The 17422-nt window shown below is 34.8% G+C and carries 26 protein-coding genes; 9 read left to right on the top strand and 17 right to left on the bottom strand.

Going from position 1 to position 17422, the window contains the following annotated elements:
- A complete protein-coding gene (locus ACW9W3_RS06500) occupies nt 1–504 on the top strand; it encodes a nitroreductase family protein (protein WP_457765341.1) in 504 nt (167 codons plus the stop codon).
- Nucleotides 505–522: 18 nt separating this feature from the next.
- Here the strand turns inward: ACW9W3_RS06500 and ACW9W3_RS06495 are convergent, their stop codons facing one another.
- Nucleotides 523–882 (bottom strand): hypothetical protein, encoded by a 360-nt coding sequence (locus ACW9W3_RS06495; RefSeq protein ID WP_457765340.1) that lies wholly within the window; start codon nt 880–882, stop codon nt 523–525.
- 182 nt (nt 883–1064) lie between these two features.
- Between ACW9W3_RS06495 and ACW9W3_RS06490 the strand changes: the two genes are divergently transcribed.
- Complete coding sequence (locus tag ACW9W3_RS06490) at nt 1065–1724, top strand: hypothetical protein (protein WP_457765339.1); 660 nt, start codon at nt 1065–1067, stop codon at nt 1722–1724.
- Nucleotides 1725–1851: 127 nt separating this feature from the next.
- Here the strand turns inward: ACW9W3_RS06490 and ACW9W3_RS06485 are convergent, their stop codons facing one another.
- From ACW9W3_RS06485 to ACW9W3_RS06465, 5 genes are all read right to left on the bottom strand, one after another.
- Nucleotides 1852–2328, bottom strand: a complete 477-nt coding sequence (locus ACW9W3_RS06485; protein ID WP_457765338.1) for a COG1470 family protein — start codon at nt 2326–2328, stop codon at nt 1852–1854.
- Nucleotides 2329–2330: 2 nt separating this feature from the next.
- Nucleotides 2331–2564 (bottom strand): hypothetical protein, encoded by a 234-nt coding sequence (locus ACW9W3_RS06480; RefSeq protein ID WP_457765337.1) that lies wholly within the window; start codon nt 2562–2564, stop codon nt 2331–2333.
- 352 nt (nt 2565–2916) lie between these two features.
- A complete protein-coding gene (locus ACW9W3_RS06475) occupies nt 2917–3105 on the bottom strand; it encodes a hypothetical protein (RefSeq protein WP_457765336.1) in 189 nt (62 codons plus the stop codon).
- A gap of 67 nt (nt 3106–3172) precedes the next feature.
- Nucleotides 3173–3562 carry a hypothetical protein gene (locus ACW9W3_RS06470; RefSeq protein ID WP_457765335.1) on the bottom strand — a complete coding sequence of 130 codons (390 nt, stop codon included), beginning with the start codon at nt 3560–3562 and terminating at the stop codon, nt 3173–3175.
- Complete coding sequence (locus ACW9W3_RS06465) at nt 3559–4431, bottom strand: hypothetical protein (protein ID WP_457765334.1); 873 nt, start codon at nt 4429–4431, stop codon at nt 3559–3561. Before ACW9W3_RS06465 ends, ACW9W3_RS06470 begins: the two co-directional genes overlap by 4 nt.
- Before the next feature lie 101 nt (nt 4432–4532).
- Between ACW9W3_RS06465 and ACW9W3_RS06460 the strand changes: the two genes are divergently transcribed.
- Entirely contained in the window at nt 4533–4889 is a 357-nt protein-coding gene (locus tag ACW9W3_RS06460; RefSeq protein WP_457765333.1) for a hypothetical protein, read from the top strand.
- A 234-nt stretch (nt 4890–5123) separates the two neighbouring features.
- Here ACW9W3_RS06460 and ACW9W3_RS06455 read toward each other — a convergent pair whose 3' ends face one another.
- From ACW9W3_RS06455 to ACW9W3_RS06440, 4 genes are all read right to left on the bottom strand, one after another.
- Nucleotides 5124–5513, bottom strand: a complete 390-nt coding sequence (locus ACW9W3_RS06455) for a hypothetical protein (protein WP_457765332.1) — start codon at nt 5511–5513, stop codon at nt 5124–5126.
- On the bottom strand, nt 5514–5894 hold the full coding sequence (locus ACW9W3_RS06450; RefSeq protein WP_457765331.1) for a hypothetical protein: 381 nt from the start codon (nt 5892–5894) through the stop codon (nt 5514–5516).
- Nucleotides 5884–6690: a hypothetical protein gene (locus tag ACW9W3_RS06445; protein ID WP_457765330.1), complete on the bottom strand. Its 807-nt coding sequence runs from the start codon at nt 6688–6690 to the stop codon at nt 5884–5886. The genes ACW9W3_RS06450 and ACW9W3_RS06445 overlap by 11 nt, the downstream gene beginning before the upstream one ends.
- Nucleotides 6691–6918: 228 nt before the next feature.
- Nucleotides 6919–7188: a hypothetical protein gene (locus tag ACW9W3_RS06440; protein WP_457765329.1), complete on the bottom strand. Its 270-nt coding sequence runs from the start codon at nt 7186–7188 to the stop codon at nt 6919–6921.
- Nucleotides 7189–7386: 198 nt separating this feature from the next.
- Here ACW9W3_RS06440 and ACW9W3_RS06435 point away from each other — a divergent pair, with 198 nt between their 5' ends.
- Nucleotides 7387–8505, top strand: a complete 1119-nt coding sequence (locus ACW9W3_RS06435) for a two-component system sensor histidine kinase NtrB (RefSeq protein ID WP_457765328.1) — start codon at nt 7387–7389, stop codon at nt 8503–8505.
- Nucleotides 8506–8634: 129 nt separating this feature from the next.
- Nucleotides 8635–9339, top strand: coding sequence for a DsbA family protein (locus tag ACW9W3_RS06430; protein WP_457765327.1), 705 nt, complete (start codon nt 8635–8637; stop codon nt 9337–9339).
- A gap of 326 nt (nt 9340–9665) precedes the next feature.
- On the opposite strand, the gene ACW9W3_RS06425 is transcribed toward ACW9W3_RS06430, so the two are convergent.
- Nucleotides 9666–10184 (bottom strand): MarR family winged helix-turn-helix transcriptional regulator, encoded by a 519-nt coding sequence (locus ACW9W3_RS06425; protein WP_457765326.1) that lies wholly within the window; start codon nt 10182–10184, stop codon nt 9666–9668.
- Between the two features lie 116 nt (nt 10185–10300).
- Between ACW9W3_RS06425 and ACW9W3_RS06420 the strand changes: the two genes are divergently transcribed.
- The 3 genes from ACW9W3_RS06420 (at nt 10301) to ACW9W3_RS06410 (ending at nt 13032) form a co-directional block, all read left to right on the top strand.
- Nucleotides 10301–12310 (top strand): hypothetical protein, encoded by a 2010-nt coding sequence (locus tag ACW9W3_RS06420; RefSeq protein ID WP_457765325.1) that lies wholly within the window; start codon nt 10301–10303, stop codon nt 12308–12310.
- Nucleotides 12311–12561: 251 nt separating this feature from the next.
- Complete coding sequence (locus tag ACW9W3_RS06415; RefSeq protein ID WP_457765324.1) at nt 12562–12726, top strand: hypothetical protein; 165 nt, start codon at nt 12562–12564, stop codon at nt 12724–12726.
- A 27-nt stretch (nt 12727–12753) separates the two neighbouring features.
- Nucleotides 12754–13032 carry a hypothetical protein gene (locus tag ACW9W3_RS06410; RefSeq protein ID WP_457765323.1) on the top strand — a complete coding sequence of 93 codons (279 nt, stop codon included), beginning with the start codon at nt 12754–12756 and terminating at the stop codon, nt 13030–13032.
- Between the two features lie 30 nt (nt 13033–13062).
- Here ACW9W3_RS06410 and ACW9W3_RS06405 read toward each other — a convergent pair whose 3' ends face one another.
- Genes ACW9W3_RS06405 through ACW9W3_RS06380 form a run of 6 tightly spaced genes read right to left on the bottom strand, consistent with a single transcriptional unit; the run spans nt 13063 to nt 17213 of the window.
- Entirely contained in the window at nt 13063–13272 is a 210-nt protein-coding gene (locus tag ACW9W3_RS06405) for a hypothetical protein (protein WP_457765322.1), read from the bottom strand.
- On the bottom strand, nt 13269–13868 hold the full coding sequence (locus ACW9W3_RS06400) for a hypothetical protein (RefSeq protein ID WP_457765321.1): 600 nt from the start codon (nt 13866–13868) through the stop codon (nt 13269–13271). The genes ACW9W3_RS06405 and ACW9W3_RS06400 overlap by 4 nt, the downstream gene beginning before the upstream one ends.
- 3 nt (nt 13869–13871) lie before the next feature.
- On the bottom strand, nt 13872–14636 hold the full coding sequence (locus ACW9W3_RS06395; RefSeq protein WP_457765320.1) for a cupredoxin domain-containing protein: 765 nt from the start codon (nt 14634–14636) through the stop codon (nt 13872–13874).
- Nucleotides 14633–15469, bottom strand: a complete 837-nt coding sequence (locus ACW9W3_RS06390) for a hypothetical protein (protein WP_457765319.1) — start codon at nt 15467–15469, stop codon at nt 14633–14635. Before ACW9W3_RS06390 ends, ACW9W3_RS06395 begins: the two co-directional genes overlap by 4 nt.
- Nucleotides 15470–15528: 59 nt before the next feature.
- Nucleotides 15529–15804 (bottom strand): hypothetical protein, encoded by a 276-nt coding sequence (locus ACW9W3_RS06385; protein WP_457765318.1) that lies wholly within the window; start codon nt 15802–15804, stop codon nt 15529–15531.
- 17 nt (nt 15805–15821) lie between these two features.
- Nucleotides 15822–17213 carry a hypothetical protein gene (locus ACW9W3_RS06380; protein ID WP_457765317.1) on the bottom strand — a complete coding sequence of 464 codons (1392 nt, stop codon included), beginning with the start codon at nt 17211–17213 and terminating at the stop codon, nt 15822–15824.
- 69 nt (nt 17214–17282) lie between these two features.
- On the opposite strand from ACW9W3_RS06380, the gene ACW9W3_RS06375 reads away from it, so the two are divergent.
- Nucleotides 17283–17411: a hypothetical protein gene (locus ACW9W3_RS06375; RefSeq protein WP_457765316.1), complete on the top strand. Its 129-nt coding sequence runs from the start codon at nt 17283–17285 to the stop codon at nt 17409–17411.
- Nucleotides 17412–17422 lie beyond the last annotated feature (11 nt).

Raw genomic sequence — 17422 nt, 5'->3', positions numbered from 1 at the left:
ATGTCTTTTTTTAAAACAGTTGAGAAGAGACGTTCAATTAGATCATTTACAAACAAAACTATACAGAAATCAAAGATTCAGAAAATTTTGAAAACTGTTCTGATGAGCCCTTCTGCAAAAGGGCTACAGAATTATCAAATTATAGTAGTTGATAATCAAAATAAAAAAGAGAAACTAGTGAATGCCACATATGGTCAAGAATATGTTAATTCAAGTCTAGTTCTAGTGTTTTGTGCTGATGCTAAAAGAATAAAATTCATGGGGAATCGTGGAAAAAACCTTCTTTCAGTCCAAGACGCCACTATTGCAGCATCATATGCTCAATTAGCAGCAACCTCATTAGGATTATCAAGTGTGTGGGTTGGGCATTTTAAAGAAAAGGCAGTTTCAGAAATTCTCAAAACTACACTAAGACCAGTAGTAATTTTACCAATAGGATATGCAAATGAAAAACCAATACCTAAAAAATCTCTTGCCATGAAGAAATTAATCAAGCGAGTTTAATTTTTTAAAATAAAAAAATTATGGGGAGAAACCTGATCCTTCAACGTTTCTATCCCATGTGTCTACCATTGGGTTTTGTCTTTGTTCAAGTTCTGTCCAATAGCCATTTACTATTCCCGATGGAACGTTAAATGTGGCAGATACTGTATCACCAACTTGTGCACTGCAATCAGGCACAACAACACTCATTCCGTATCGGGATTCTCCAACACAACCATATTCCATGTTTGCAATGACAATTACATCTTCAGTAACCTCAGTAGGAATATAGTTCCACGGGGTTATAGTGAAAACTACGGCAACTGCAATTCCTGCAATCATTGCAGACAAAAGTACGCGTCGCGATAATTTTCCTTCTTGTTGTTTTTCTTTGTACATTTTTCCTCACTTAATGTAGGTGAATGTAAGATATAATATCCAGAAACAATTTCCGTGCATGACAACCACATTTGGAAAAGGTCTTGGTTGTTTAATTGTGAAAAGTAGTATAATATTATGTGTTGATGAAGGTTGAATTTTTTTCCCTCAAAAATAGTTCCAATACCCAAAGCGGCTTTGGTTTGGTCGCAACTGTAATGTTGTTCATGTTTCTTTGTATTGGAGCTATACCTGCATCAGCACATACTTCAGTTAATGTAGAGAATATCAAAATTGACGTAGGTTGGGGAATTGAACCCCCTGTTGTAGGAATTAGAAATGATTTTGTTTTTAAAATTGTTGAACTTGGAGATAGAGAAGGCATGTATACAGGAATTACAAGTGCATTCAAAGATTTAGAAGCTACTGCAATGTATGGAGGTGCCACCAAAAAAATCGATATCAATTCAGATCCTAGGCCTGGATATTATTATTCCCCTGTTATTCCAACAAAAACAGGCTCAATAATTATGGATATCAAAGGAGAGATTAACGGAATAGACATAGACGTGCAGATTCCTATTGAAGATGTAGAATCTACTGCAATTCTTGACTTCCCTCAAAGTAATTCACAGACATCAAACTCTGAAATATCTTCTATGAAAAATGCTATTTCCTTTATGCAAAAGGAGGTATTAGCGATGAAATCAGGCTCAGAAAACATGGAAACTGGAGAAGATAGTTATGATTTGGCAGTATTTGGCATATCCATGGGTTCAGCAGGAATAATTCTTGCAATTATAGCAATGATCAGAAACAAGACAGATTTTAGAAAAATCAAACCCAGCATATGGAAAAACTAGGGTTGCTGGAAACATGATTTCCATTCTTGAAAGATACTAGTGGAAAAGGTCTACTTAGTATTAATGCAATTTTCAAGATAGTACCATCAGGTCTGCAATCAAAGGACAACCAAACAAAACAAAAAAGTCATCTAACACAAAATCCCTTCTCATTGTAGGGAGGAGTGATTTGCTTAGTTATTTCAACATAAAACGCAAATGACTTGGCACCAAAAGAAGTGCTTTGTGCTATTAGTGTGTGTAGTATTGTTGTTCCAGTATTTGCGTCAGGACTTGCACTTACAGTAAGAGTAGAAGTTGCAGATTCACCAGATTCTAATCGTAGTTGGCTTGGCTCAAAAACAAAATTACGGTCAGGTCGCGGAGTTTCTTTTGCCATGTATAGATTGATTATGTGTTCAGTGGAATCGTTGTTTGTAACTTGTATTGTAATTTGTTGTGAATCCCCTCTCTTCATTATCAAATGAGGATAATAGTTTGGATATGCCTCGTAAAAGTCATCACTTGTAATCTCTAAATCAAACGGAGTGATTGAAATTGATGCGTGAGCAGTTCCTATAAAACTCATCATAAATACAGAAATTATCAAAATTCTAGTTTTCATTTTCACTCCACAAAAATGTACTCTATTTTCTCACCACAAAAAGGACAATGGTCAATCGGCGTAAGAACATCTTTTTCAACAATACAGAATTTTCCAATTTTTCCACCCCAAGCATTTACACTTGAAACGTATTTCTTTAGTTTCTCACAGCAAAAATCTAATTCATTTTCATTTTTAAATTCAGTAAAAGAGACATATTCAAATGCATGGATCTCTTTATGAACATACACTTGCATTAATCAAACTTGGTACATTATACTCATAAGTTGTTCTAATCTTTAGTAGTTAATCCATGCAAGGTTTGTTCTCTTAAGGAATGGGAAAAGCCATGACCCAAAGAATCAACCCAACTATTGGAATAATTACGGTTGATAATGCAATTACGCTCATCCATCTTTTCTTTATGTATCCTTTATCATCCAGAAACACATAATGAAATCTCATTATGAAGTTGATAAAACATTCTATTGTATGTACAAATCACAATAGGTTTGAACTATTCAAATCCAACAGGTATAGTTACAGACAAAATACTTACGGCTAGAAAAAACACTCCAATACAGACAGAATTATTTTATTCATTTTCTATCAATCATACCAAAGAATTCCAAAATATCTTTGAATTTCATATGTCACGTATGGACCACAACCTCCATGAGAACCTAACCAATTAGGAGTTGAACCATCAACAAAAATACACAATCCGGGTACAGTAACACCTATCCAAACTATAAGAATTATAGAAATCAGAATTACGATTTTATATCTAGTTTTCATTTTCCATACCATTTGGATTTTTTCCAACAGTTCTTTTATACATTTTTTATATATCTATTAAAATCATCTACATGAATAACAGCATCATCCAAATCAAAATCAACAGAACGGATGTCTCAATAATGTATTTTCGGTTAAATCCTTCAGACAATCCCCTATAGAAAAAGCATGTGGAGATAAAAGCAAATGGAGTTGACAGAAATCTCAATGATTGAAAAAATACTTTGTTCAGATTATCCATGTCCATCTCACAGCAAACATCAGAAACCAAGGCAAGTGAAGATCCAAAAAACAACAGTGAAGACGCTGCAATTCCTGCCAATCCTGCAATTATGAATCGCCTGTCAGGAGTTGTCTTCTTTAGTTTGTACAGAAACACTCCAGCTAAAACAGACGGAATGACTAGGTAAATTGCAAGAAGAAGTATCTGAGTATTGGCATTATATTCGTCTATCATGATGTACGAAAAACCTCCATTATCAGCAATGGGATTGGTATGCTCCAGTAACCTCTGTTCTCATCATAATCAAATGTGATTTCTGGTTCTAAAAATCCGGCATCCTGAGATATTTTATCAAGGAACTCCTGCTTGAATTCAGAACTTGCTCCTCTCAATGATTTATGGAGATCAATTGATATTGATTCGCTGTGAGAACCTCCACAGCTCCTTCCAGTGGAGTACGGGTATTTTTTATGGTCAATTTCAAAAAGTTGGCAGGCAATGTTGTATCGGATTGATTTTGGGATATTTTCAATGGGCTCGTCAATTACAAGTACCCTAAATGATGTTGCCCTAGAATCATGTTCACTTATTGGCTCTAATTGATATGTGTATACTCCTACGTTGGTGAAATTACCAATCCAAAAGCTATTCGGTTCTACTGTTCCAAACATCTGAGAATTTCCAAAATTCCTTGACAGAACATTGTAACTCAAATTTGATTCGTTAAGAACTACTACAGTTGAATTGTGCACAAGATTGATCATCACTGATCTCGGTTCTGGTTGAAGACGGATGAGCATATCATCATATTTCAGTCGGATGCTGTTGGAAAACTCTTTTGGGATGTCTCCAGATATGCTGAAAACTTTGTCATCGACGTTTGGATTTGCTATTAGATGGGGATTCATGTGGTAAATCAAGTAATCATAGTAAATCTCAGCACCTGCAAGTTGGATAAAGTCTGTGGATGAACCACCAAATCTAAAACAAGTCTCATCAAAAACTTGAATGGAATCACAGTGTGCAACTGTAACAAAAGGTATGACAAATCCAAATATTACAACTACTGCGATAAGGATGACGGTAATTTTATGATACTTCACATATTAGTCGACTTGCATGATGTTCATAAAGTGTTCTACTTTAATCTAGCCCATATCGTTTGTTTTGTCATATTTTTATAATAATATTTTTTATTTTTCTTATGTACTTCATATTCTTCAATCCTGAAACCAAAGAAGTGATTATTGATGATATTCTGAGTAATGAACTAGTACAAGGCAAAAAACCATCAATCCCTATGCCGGGAGTAAATGTTCCATTGATGGATTATCAAAATAAAAAGTTTGAAGAAGTTTTCATCATATGTGTCTTGGAAGAAAATATGATGCTGCCAACTTTTGCTTTTTTAAACAAAGATAGTGCAGTTGCACACATGGGACAATCAGACAGTACATCATGGAATGCTTTGTATTCTAAAAATAAATCCGAAGCACCAATGTCTCAATCAAACCAAACAATCTTTCATGCAAAGATCAAATGTACTGAAAGTAGATTTTAGAAGAGGATTCGTTTTAGAAATAAGTTCAGATTAATGAAAAAATCAAATCAAAAAATATCAAAATTGACATTACTATCGGCATAGAAAAGCAAGGGATTATCGGATTATCCGCAGGTAACACATCAAAACCTTGACAGAAAAAGGGACTGATGGCACAATTGATTCCAATAAAACACAAAATTCCAAGAATTGTTATTTTGTATTTAGTTTTCATTTTCTAATTCTCCATTAACACTATAATCTAAAAAATGATTTTGCTCCGTCTTTACAGACAAACTCTGAATCATTTGATGGAATTTCATTCTCGTAGTATCTATCAAACTCGTTATTATAATAATCAGTTATGGTAGAATCATTTTTTGCGATATCCTTGCAAAGACACTGAATTATATCCACTTGTACATTGTGTTGTCTCAATCTTGAATCAGTTCCACATGGCTCTACAGTTACAAAAGGATTGTTACATTCCAATGCATTCTTAATTACAGGCTCTACATAATAGTAATCATAATCAATACTGCATTGTTCTTTTGTTATAGTTTCTTCCACTTCCACCCCATTCCATCCAACAATGAAAAAGACTGTAAGTATAGGAATTATGATTATCAATAGCCTAGTTTTCATTCAAACACCTAATCTGTCATTGTAATCCATCCCAAAGAATTTAGCTAACATTGCTTCCCAACAATCAAATACGCCTGTAATGTAAATTACAAAAATCACAATACCAATTAGAAATATGATGTATCCGAGTTTCCAATTTGTGTGTGTCTTTTTTAGATTTATCGGTAAGCAGATAATGTTTGCAAAATAAATTATCCACAAGCCAATCATTGCATAATTTTGTGTGGACATTCTTACTATATCAGAAATATTTCTATCAAACATGACTAGTGGAATCAGCGTAAAATAAGATACACCAATGCTTAGAATGCCGACTATTACCGCATTAAGTACAAACAAAATATTTGTCTTGTATGATGGAATTTTGAATCTAGTTTTCATTTTCTGTTTCCCCAGAAACCAAATCAAGGTTTGTTACACATAATGTGTATGTCTTATCAACAGGACAGATTCCATCATAACAAATTTTGAGATCATATACAAACCCCCCTCCCATTAACGAACACTGCAAATCAGTAATGTCTCCTCTGCAACCATCATACTCCGGATGCCATTTACCTCCATAATTGCCGCATAATGATGAAGAGAGATCAGCACGGGCATAATCTGGAAAACCTAACCTCAGCAATGCCCATCCTCGATTAATCAATTCAGTTTCAGTTTCACCATTAACACAAGCGGCTCTCATTCGATCGTATTTGTAAACCAGATGTTTCTCCTCACTGCACTTTACATCAAACAAGGCAATTCCGGAGTTGATTTGTTTTAGTGGTGGATGAATAGAAGAATAGTATTCAGAATTAGTGATTTTTATTTTTTTATCGATTATTTTGTCATCCAGTACAACTTTGATTGAGTATGTTCCGATACTGTCAAAGAATACTAATTTTTCAAATGTGTCACTAAAAAGATATGGTTCAACTAATCCAGATACAGCACATAATGGTTGTCTGCTGTAAGTGATTTTTGAGCCTGAAATTCCTTCTTTCATCAAGATGACATCATACGACGGACATGGTTGACGTGTCATTTTTTTAAAAACAATTGAGAATTCTTCCCCCAACAAAAACGAATCATCCAGATTTACAAATCTAAATTCGTCAGACTGTGCATAACTTGAAGCAAATACAGAATTTGTAACAAGACACATAGATAACAATAATACAAAATATCCCATACTGTATGAAATCAAAAGTAGTTATTGATTAATTCTTCTGATGTTTTGCATCTATTTCTCATTTCATATATCAAAACATATTCCAAAGTTCAGGCTAGAATAATATCAGACTAGTGAGAAAAACAAATCAAAAAATATCAAAATTAACACACGAGACCAAAACAGAATAAGACAGATCCTGCTTTATGCCAAAGATAAAATCCGCAACAAAAAATACTGTGATGGGAATTATGGCGATTCAAACGCGCTCTTCTTTGCATCGTCCATGCATTTCATGGACAGTTTTACGCCCTCTGATCTTTGCTCATCAGTAAGACTCAGATCGTCCTCAAAGCTGTGCACCTCTTCCCACGCTTCCATCCCGCGACAGTCCTTGTTTTGTATGATCTCCTTCAACGTTGTGGCTGTGGTCATGGTAGAGCCCTGGAGAGCGATTGCGGCAATAACAAAAATTCCAGCTATGATACCGGCACCTGCAAGGACGTATGTTTTGTTCACGAATTTACCGCGGATTGATGAGTAATTATATCTTCTAACCAAGCCCAACAAACCATATGTTAAACGGGTTTGTCAGTTGTTTGAATCAGTTACCTGCAGATTCCATGATTTTCCAAATTCTCTAATATAATGTGGGATTCATAGCTTGATTGATTCAAAAATACACCTTGTTAGATATTGTTTTTTTTAACAAAAACTATGCCTGAAAAATTTAATTCTTTTGATAATGCAAATAATTTAGATATTTATCGTGAATTATATGAAAACTCTCTCATACTTTTTAGAACCATAAATGTGAAAGGCGAGATAATTAACTGCAATAAGGCATATTCTACCGCAACAGGATATTCAAAAGAAGAAATTATTGGACAAAATATTTTTGCTCATACTGCTATAGAAAGCCTTGATGAAATGACTGAAATGTTCAACACATGGAAGTCTGGGAAATCTTATTCCAATAAAGAAATGTGGTTAAGAAAAAGAAATGGAGAGAAATTTCTGGGATTATTTAGTGCAAATAATCTTTATGATAATGGTGTGCTTGTTGGAAGTAATACTGCAATTCAAGACATTACTGAAATTACACAATTGAAAAAAGAATTCAAAAACCTAAAAAGAAAACGACAGGAAATTATGGGTGAATTATCTGTTAGAATTGCTCATGATTTGAAAAACCCTTTGAGTGTAATTAAAAATTCTGTTGAAATATTAAAAATAAAAAATCCATGTTTAACTCAACAAAATTTGAATTTATTTCAAGCAATTAATCGTTCTGTATTACGAATGGATCATCAAATAACTCAAGTATTTGAATTTGTGAATCCTGCATCTTTGAATCTTGATGAGCATTCAATGCAAAATATATTTGAATCTGTACTGTCAGATATGATAGATTCTGAAAACGTAATCATACAGTTACCCAAAAATGATTGTATGGTTAGTTGTGATAGAATTAAAATGGAAAACGTATTTGCTAATCTAATTCTAAACGCAATTCAGGCAATGAATGGTACGGGAACTGTTGTTATAACATTGGATGAAAATGACTCTCACGCCAAAATAAGAGTCAAAGATTCTGGACCTGGAATTCCTGATGAATTAACTTCTAAAATTTTTGATCCTCTTTTCACCACAAGGCAGATTGGAACTGGATTAGGTTTGCCAAGTTGTAAATCAATCATTGAACAACATGGGGGAGATATTTTATTTGACACCGCCGTTGGAAAAGGTACTGCTTTTGAGATCACTTTGCCTAAATCTGAATTATCGCTTACTACGAACAACACAAACTCTGGTTCAAACTCATCAAAAAATTGATAGTCAAAATTTGAATGAACTTGATTCGTAAACGCAATTTCATTTGGAAAAAATTTTAATAGGATTTTGAAAAATAAATGGAATTGAATTTTGATAAATTCTTTTAAACATGTTAGAAAAATCATTCACATGACTAAGAGAAATCGAAAATCACACTCATCTAGCAATTCTAAAACTAAATTCATAGTGATTGGTGTGATTGTGGCAGCAATTATTGGTGGGATATCTATTGCTTCTCTGAATCCTGATGTAATGAAAGCTAATGATTCTCAGAGTACACATTTGTCTCTTGATACCCGAAATGGCTCTCCTATGCTTGGATCCTCTGACGCTCCTGTAACTATTGTTGAATTTGGAGATTATCAATGCCCATTTTGTAAAAAATGGAATACACAAACAAAACCTGCCGTTGTGAAAAATCTTATTGAAACAGGCAAAGCAAATCTGATATATGTGGATCTTGCAATAATTGGGGTTGATTCTATCAAAGCCCATGCTGGAAGTTACTGTGCTGATGAACAAGGTCTGTATTGGAAATACCATGATTATTTGTATGCAAACCAAGGACATGAAAACAGCGGATGGACAAATCAAAATAATCTCAAATTATTGGTATCTGGTATTGATGGTATGGATGTGTCTCAGTTTTCTAAATGCCTTGATTCAGGTAAGTATGAAAAAAGAGTAAACGATAATACAAAAATTGCAAGGGATTCTGGTGCTCGTTCTACTCCTTCCTTTATAGTGATTGGATCTTCTGGAAATGCAATCCCTATTTCTGGGGCTCAACCATATGGTGTGTTCCAACAAGTTGTTGAAGATATGATTGCTTGAATGAATAAACAATAAAACGAAAACTAAATTTTTGAGAATTATATTGGTGACTTTTTCGCCTTTACTTCTTCCTGATTCTTTTGCATGTTCCCTGAATTTTGACATCATTATATTTTCTCCTTGGAATGAATTTCGGATGAGTAGTTGAATGATGAATGCAAACATGATGTATATTATTCCAGTCCAGATTAGATTTCCTACGGTCACTGAACAATCGCCAAAGAGAAGGGTTCATGTGGAAAACACAGACAACTGGCGAAAATGCATGATGATTTTTTTCTGATTTAAAACAAAAATTTATTCTAAATGTGTTGTTTTTTGTAAAATCATACCTTTACAAGAGTTTTTTGTGATTTGTTTTGTGGATTTGTCCAAACATCGGGCTCTGTCTTCTCACCTTTTCTTACGATAAATTCATCAGCATTTGCATTAATTCGCATCAATGTTTTTTTTGTAATTTCCATGTCTTTCTTGGATATTTTGTCCAATCCAATATCTCGCATCTCTGCTATGCAATCAATTATCGAATCTGTTGCTTTCTTTGCTTTTTTTGTTAGAAAAACCAAATTGTTTCTTCTGTCTTTAGGATCATTTTTTCGTATGATGTATCCGCTTTTTTCCAACCTGTCAATTATTGGGACCAGTGTTGGTGCCTCTACAAACATCATGTCTGCAAGCTGCCTTTGCGTAATTCCTTCTTTGATTGAGAGTCCTGCAATTGTCTTCCATTCCCCACCAGTTAGGCTAAATCGCTCAGTCATCTCTATGTCCGTTGCCCTTTCCCATGATTTGGCCGATCGTTTCATCATTAACCCTATACTGTCTTTGAGATCTAGTGTCTTCATTTATTTTTGCACTTGCCTATCAGGCTAATCAAAACTATATTAGTTAATATGTTATTCATTAAAGTTATAATCATTAGTACCCTAATCTTTATTATCTGTAGTATCTTAGTCGTTGTATGGGTCATGGCTTTACAGATGGGCCTGAGAGGCAACATGTAACGAATACAAAATTTATGATTTTAACAATATTTGCAGTCTCAATCACACTTTTGTTTGCTGGAAATTATGCACATGCCCAGCAATCCAACATAGATGGACAGACAACACTGTCAAAAAACCTACAAAATGATCCACTGGCACAGGATATTCTAAAAAAGATTGAACAGACCAAAAAGATGATTGAGGAATTTGAACAAAAAGAATACGAGAAAAACCAAGCCCAAGAACAACTGGAACATATGCGCCAAGTATCAATTGATCGTCTAACGCAGGATCTCAAAGAATGGGAAAGATTATGGGAAAGACACTCCTCCAGAAATGCCTTTGACAATTTTGTAAGCAAAAGACCTGATTACGTCCAAGGAGTCTTTTGGGATCAGTTTGAATTCAAGGAACAAAAAGTCCTTGCAGGACGAAGTGCCATGAACCAAGTTTTGATGGATGGCGGAACTATGGAAGAGGCAAAAAAAGCGTATCATGACATGGCATCTGCTCCAAAAATTGAGCTAATAGAAATGAATGCACAATTTAATGTAAAACATAATCTTGCAGACTATGACGAGCAGCAAGTATTCAACTCTACGGGACAAATCCACATATCGCCTGCAATCAAATCAAAACTGTCTGAATTTTATTCTGACTATAAATTGCAGCCAAACTATATTTTGGCAAACTCTGATGAATCAACATCCTCTGAATCCAACTCACAAATCGATGCAGACACGTCATGTGATGATGGATTTGTGTTAGTTTCCAGAATAGTATCCCAGACGTTTTCATGCATTGATGAATCCGTTGCAAAAAAATGGGCTGAAAACAGAATAAGTGGAATAATATTTCATGATGAAAACATTTCAAACAATGATTCTATTTCAGATATAGAGACAAACCCTGAAACAAAATGTGATACAGGGAATGTTGTAGTATATAGTCTTCTATCTTCAGAATACCAATGTGTTTTGGAGTCTGTTGCACAGAAAATGACAGAAAATAACACTGCAGAAATACATACGCTTGCAGAATATGCTCTTAACAAGGACAAGAAGAAAATCATTGATGATGAAATATACGCGATAAACCAAAAGATCCTGAGACTAAACGCCGAATATGACCTCCAAAAGAAGAATCTGGAGACAGAATACAATGCCCAACTTGAAAACGAACAATTACTGTCAAAACAAAAGACACATGAACTCATCAATGACTATAGGGGTGGCAAAAATATCTCCAAAAATGAACTGACTCAGGCAATTTCTGAAATAAGAAACGACTTTGCTATTGTTGAAGACAAAATACTGGATGAAAAACTAAAAGCATTACACTCTATTGAATTGGAACTAAAAGACTCCATATCAAAAATAGTCAAAGGATATGAGAAAAACACTGATCTTTACGTTGATTGGGATTACCTGGAATCCGATCCTGTAGTTGAAACCATTTCTGAGGAAACGTTTGCATCTCCTGTTAAGGTGTCTTTCTTAGACCAAGAACAATCCGATGAAATACGTCTAGATAACATTGGATTGGTAAATTCAATTGGACAAAAATTTGATGAGATAAAGTCTGATCAGGTTTTACAGGTATCTGCAGACATTACAAATCATAACGATGAGATACAGGATTTTGTATACATGGTTGAAATAAAAAATGATGCAAACAATGTCGTTCAGCCTGCAAAGTGGATGGGTGGCTCATTAAATCCGGACCAGACGCTTAATGTCGGACTGTCGTGGATTCCAAGTGAGATTGGAAACTTTAGGGCGATTGTTTCTGTTGGCTCTGAGATTGATTCTGTTTCGCAAATAGCAGACGTTGAGATTGATGTGACTTCACAGGATAGTGTCTATGATGAAAACTATTGCAAATCTGGATATGAGTTGCTTTTCAAATATGTTGACAACTCCCCAATATGCGTGTCTGCTGATACTGCATTCAAGCTGATCAACATAGGTCTCGCATTTGCGTAAACCTGTGTTGCATTTTCTATATAGTATACGGAACTAATGTACTCCGCCCATCTGTGTCCATTTTCATCCCCAATTTAGTGGCTAAACCCACGTGGAATTGAATCTAAAAAAAATTAAAAAATGATCCTAGTCATATTGAAAAGATCAGTAAAAATCAATCAAAATCTAGAAATTTAATCCAAAGGAACTTCAATTAAGGCATACCACAAATGATGGGGTATTGTGATATACATTCCATACTATTACATGTCATGTCAACTGTAATCAAGTACAAATATGAACAAAAACCAAACCAAAAATTAACTCTGGTTAGAAGTGATGTTGAAAATACTCTTCTAATCAGGGAAAAGATTCTGTCTGATTTTGCAGGATTATCATGTCTTGTCACGAGTGATTGCATTGACGATTATGCTTAGTAGAATAAGAGAAGGTGAAAGAACAAAATGAATACAATTTTAGCAATCTCGTTGATGGCAATCTTGGCAACTGGTGTACTATCTCCAGTATTGCAAGATGCATATGCACTAAAAGCAGATAATTCCGAAAAACTATCGCCAAAATCATTTGGCAATAAAACAAAAATGAAAATGATTGATGAATCACAAAAACTACAGAATAGTAGTTTTGATTCAATAAAGAAAGAACAAACAAAAACTTTCAAAAAGATTGTTGCTGCTGATAATGCAAAACAGATATTCAAAAATATCTATAGACTAGGATAGTATTTTCCTATTCTTTTTTTCTTTTTCTCATTATTCTAACACTTCAAATGTTACTACAGGCATTCTGGAATCCCAAGCGTAATAGTCTTTTTCCAGTACTTTGCCATGTAAAACATAATCAGACTCGTCATATTCTTCACCTAGTTGGGGCAATGCACAGGAGAGAGCCTGGGCATTATTGACAAATCCAAACAATGACAATAATGCAATCAAAGACATTATCAAAAGTCTTGCTTTCATTTTACCCTCATTGTTTTAACCCACATTACTGCCACTCCGATTCCAATTGCTGAAGGTATTCCAATCAGCATAGCCTGACCAAATAATCTGTCACGTTCTTTTTGCCTTTCTTTGGCAAAATTCTCGGAACGTTTTTCAAGTTTTATTTTTTCTATCTCTGTCAGATGTTGATCAAGTTGGTTTTGAAGAATGTCTCCATATGGATTACTTGGCTCATCTAGTTGTGACACCATTTCCACTATTGTAGGAAACGCATAATATTGAAAATTACACAGATGCAGTTCCAATTGCTGTTGGTTGTACTCTGCAAAAACTAGGTAATCCAGCCCCTGTTTGAATTGTTCACCATACTTGTCTGCATTATTTACAATCACTTTCTTGGAATCTATTCCCTTGAATGATTCTTGTATGGCAAATGTCCACGATGTCGGGCTTGATTTGCCTACATCATACTGTGCTGAAATCAGTGTTCCATGAAAAACAGCATCAGATGAATCATAATGGTGCTGTAGAGTTGCAGGAGCACAGTCTGCAAATACGTTTACAGAGAATCCGATTGCCCCAATTGCAAGTAAAATCAAAAGTCTAGTTTTCATTTTCTAATTCTCCAAGACTATTACTTTGCCTGTTATCCAAGGATGCGGCTGCCCATAATATTCATAGATTCCCGCACTGTAAAATGTCACAGAAAATGAGTCTCCAGGTCGGAGTGAACCTTTACTTCCCCAGAAATCATCGCCTCCATTGTCACTTGTTATGCCATGAGCAGTATCGTCATGATTAGTCCAGGTTACGGTGTTGTTTATTCCCAACACAACTGTAACTTCCTCTGGAATCAGTGACATGTTTCCTTCAATTACCGCACCCAGAGGAATTATTACCTCAACTGACTGTATTTTTGAATTGCCATAAAGAAAAGAATAGTTTTCATCTGAATCAAAATTAGAGTCAAGCAGATTTGCCTGAAATTTGGAAAACTCGTCAATTTCCCATTCGTGGCGTATTTCTCCGCAATTCAGATCATCAGAAACTTTGTTGTTAAATCGGTGCAGATCCATGAACTTTTCTGTTCCAGTTAGTTGTTCCTCAGAGTATGGTTCTTCAGACTTGCCATTGTCATAGTTGGAATAGTCTTCTGCTGACAAGATAACCCCATAGAGATGTAATTTCTGGCATATATGAAGTTCATTTATTCTGGTCTCAAGTCCGGGGGCACTATCTATCTTCTCTAGGATATACGAGTCTATTTTTTGTATGTGTTGAGACGCGTTTAGGTCAAAGAGGACATTTGATGCAAACGTGATTCCACCAATTATTATGATTGCAGATATTGCTACAATAGTCATCCAAAGTCTAGTTTTCATTTTCTAATCAACATCCTAATGACTGAAGATCTATACAATAAAATTCCTGCAATAGACAGTGTAACTGTAGGCACCCACAAGGCAACAAAAATTTGCTCAAAAATGTATGATCTAATTTGTTCAGGTTGTGATATAATTATTGGTAAAAATCCTAAAGACGAAACAAGGTTTGATACGCCAAAAAATAACAGCAGGCCAGCAAATTCTAAAGAAATGTAGGGTTTACTAGAAATTTTTTTGAGTTTTAGAATAGCAAATGTTCCAATAAACAATGAGGATATAACAAGTATGGGGAGAGTTAGCGGAGTTAGAAATTTGTACCAAATAAAATCTTGTGAAAAACTGGGTGCTAAATTAGGATCCAGATCCACTACCCCTCCACCGTATCCAGTATCCCAAACATGCGATACAGGGGAGATTAAGAATAGCATCACAGATAAAACAAGATAGGTTGCCACAACAATGCCCATAGCAATCATCAGGGATTTGTTATCAGTATTCTTCAAATATTTTTGAATCATGTATGCTACAAGTCCTGCAACTATTCCAATTACAACTGCAGCCATTGGTCCCAAAACATCATAAAACGGAATCATCAAAACCATACTTGAAATTATGCTCAAAGGAATTCCCACTATTTTGATACTCTTTGATGCCCATGCAAGTAAAGACCAAGAAAACATAGAAAAAACAAATGATGTCAACAAAACAATACTACTACTTGTGGTCATAACATCTGCCATTACTTGATTATCGATGTAAAATTGAACAAGAGGAATCAAGGGAAACAGTACAACGAGAACTGCAATAATCATCAAAAATTTAGTTTTCATTTAGTCAAACTCACATACTGCAATACAAATATCACGTACATGTCCTTTTTGTTCATAAACTAGACAAATCCCAAACCATCTTTTATCCAACAAGAGATACTAATTGTTCCTGAATCAGGATAACATGTAATAAAAACAAATTCAAAAATTCCTCCAATCATATTAATGGCCTCATTAATTCCAAGTAAAGCAAAAATTATTGTCAGTACCAAAAGTTTTGGATGTTTGTCATAGAATGTGTACAGTTCTTTTGGATTTTTTTCCGGATTATTATTATTTAGCATTGGCCACAAATATTTGAAAAACAAATATCCGATAATACCATAAATAATCAAAACAAACAAGGACGAACTCACATCTCATTAGATGATGGTTTGGTTTGCCAATGGACTGGAATGTTAAATGTCCAGGGTCCTTCTGCAATCACCATCTTTGGAGGAAATTGTTTTTCCATAGGCGTCATGTGTGGAGGCTCTCTTGGGGATGGTGGTGCATCCATAATTGCTCTGTTTTGTCGTATCCATTGTATCTCTTTGATAGTCACAATGATTTCTTTTGCATTTGTATTCAGAGTTGGTAAAAAGATACTGTACCATGAAAAATCAGAAACAATCTCTCGCGTAGTAGGATCCGGTCCGCTTGAACCGCCACCACCTCCACTTTCACTTGTACTGACATATTGGTTTCCCAAATCATCTTTTAATGTAATAATCAATCTAGGATGGTCATTATACAACCTATGCATCCTATTCAGCTTGTAGACATCTGTAAAATCAGATTCAGGAATTTTTTTGCGTTGGTGCGAATACCAAATAAGTTTCATCATGTTGGAGTATACTTCTAGCGATGGGATAGTAAACTCGGTGTCCTCAACAGAAATTTGTTTTGATATTGAAATTACGTTGACAAGTTTTTTTGGCGTTAACCTGTATGGATTAAGAATTTGGGCAATATCTGTATCTTGAAACTCAAACTTTGTGTTTTCAGTGATAATCCAGAAAGGTTTTCCTTCAGGTTTTACATCAAGTACTACTGATTGAAATGAATTTGGGAATGGAGGCCTATGCGAACGAGAATGGTTGGATTTACGTCGTTCCATATTTGTATATCCATCTTTACGTTCTTTTTCCTGCATCTCTTCTTGTTTTTTTTCAAGCCATTCATTTTGGAATGGAATATTGATTCTATCATCAGGGATCACTACAAAACCTGTGATTTCAGAATAATCCAGATTTGAGCGATACCCAGACATCATTTTTTCAGCTATATCCATAGTAGCCAAGGTTACAAGTTCTGCATCCGGAATACATTCTGATCTTGTATGTAATTCGGAGAATTTTTCAAGTCTGACTGTTCTTTGCCAATCCCTTGGGATATCCACGTTACACGATACCGGACCATAAAGGATAATTTTTGGATAATGTGGTGCTTTCTTGTCAGGGTTATTCAAAAACTCTACTTCCATTTCAGGCAAATCCACCTCATCAAAATCCAAATCAGACATTGGTAAGCATATTGCCGCAGTACTTTTGGTGTTTCCACTTATCTTGACTATTTCTCCTTCTTTTATTCCAAATTTCTGCATATAATGGGGTTCAATCTTTACAATTGTCTTGCATTGATGTGGATCATCTTTACTCTCAATTCTATTTCTTCTTTTATGTACAACCCTAAATTCAATCGAATTATTATCATCATCAGTCATTGCAATACCTGTAAATTTATTTTTTAATAGGACATTCATAAAGTATTCTACTCTTCCTCAGAAGAGACATCCAATACATTTTAGTTCTAATTACAGTTTGTAAATAATATGACTTTTTGGTCAATCCACATTCCATCTGATCAGTTAAAAGACATTATCAAATTTGGAGGAATTGTAATAGGTAGTTTGTTTGGGTTGAGAATACTAACATGGTACATCTCAACAATTATGAAATGATCATCTTGTTT

Source organism: Candidatus Nitrosopumilus sp. bin_68KS, from assembly GCF_054095825.1.
Note: the sequence above shows the minus strand (reverse complement) of the source record. Positions and strands in the feature narration are given on the sequence as shown.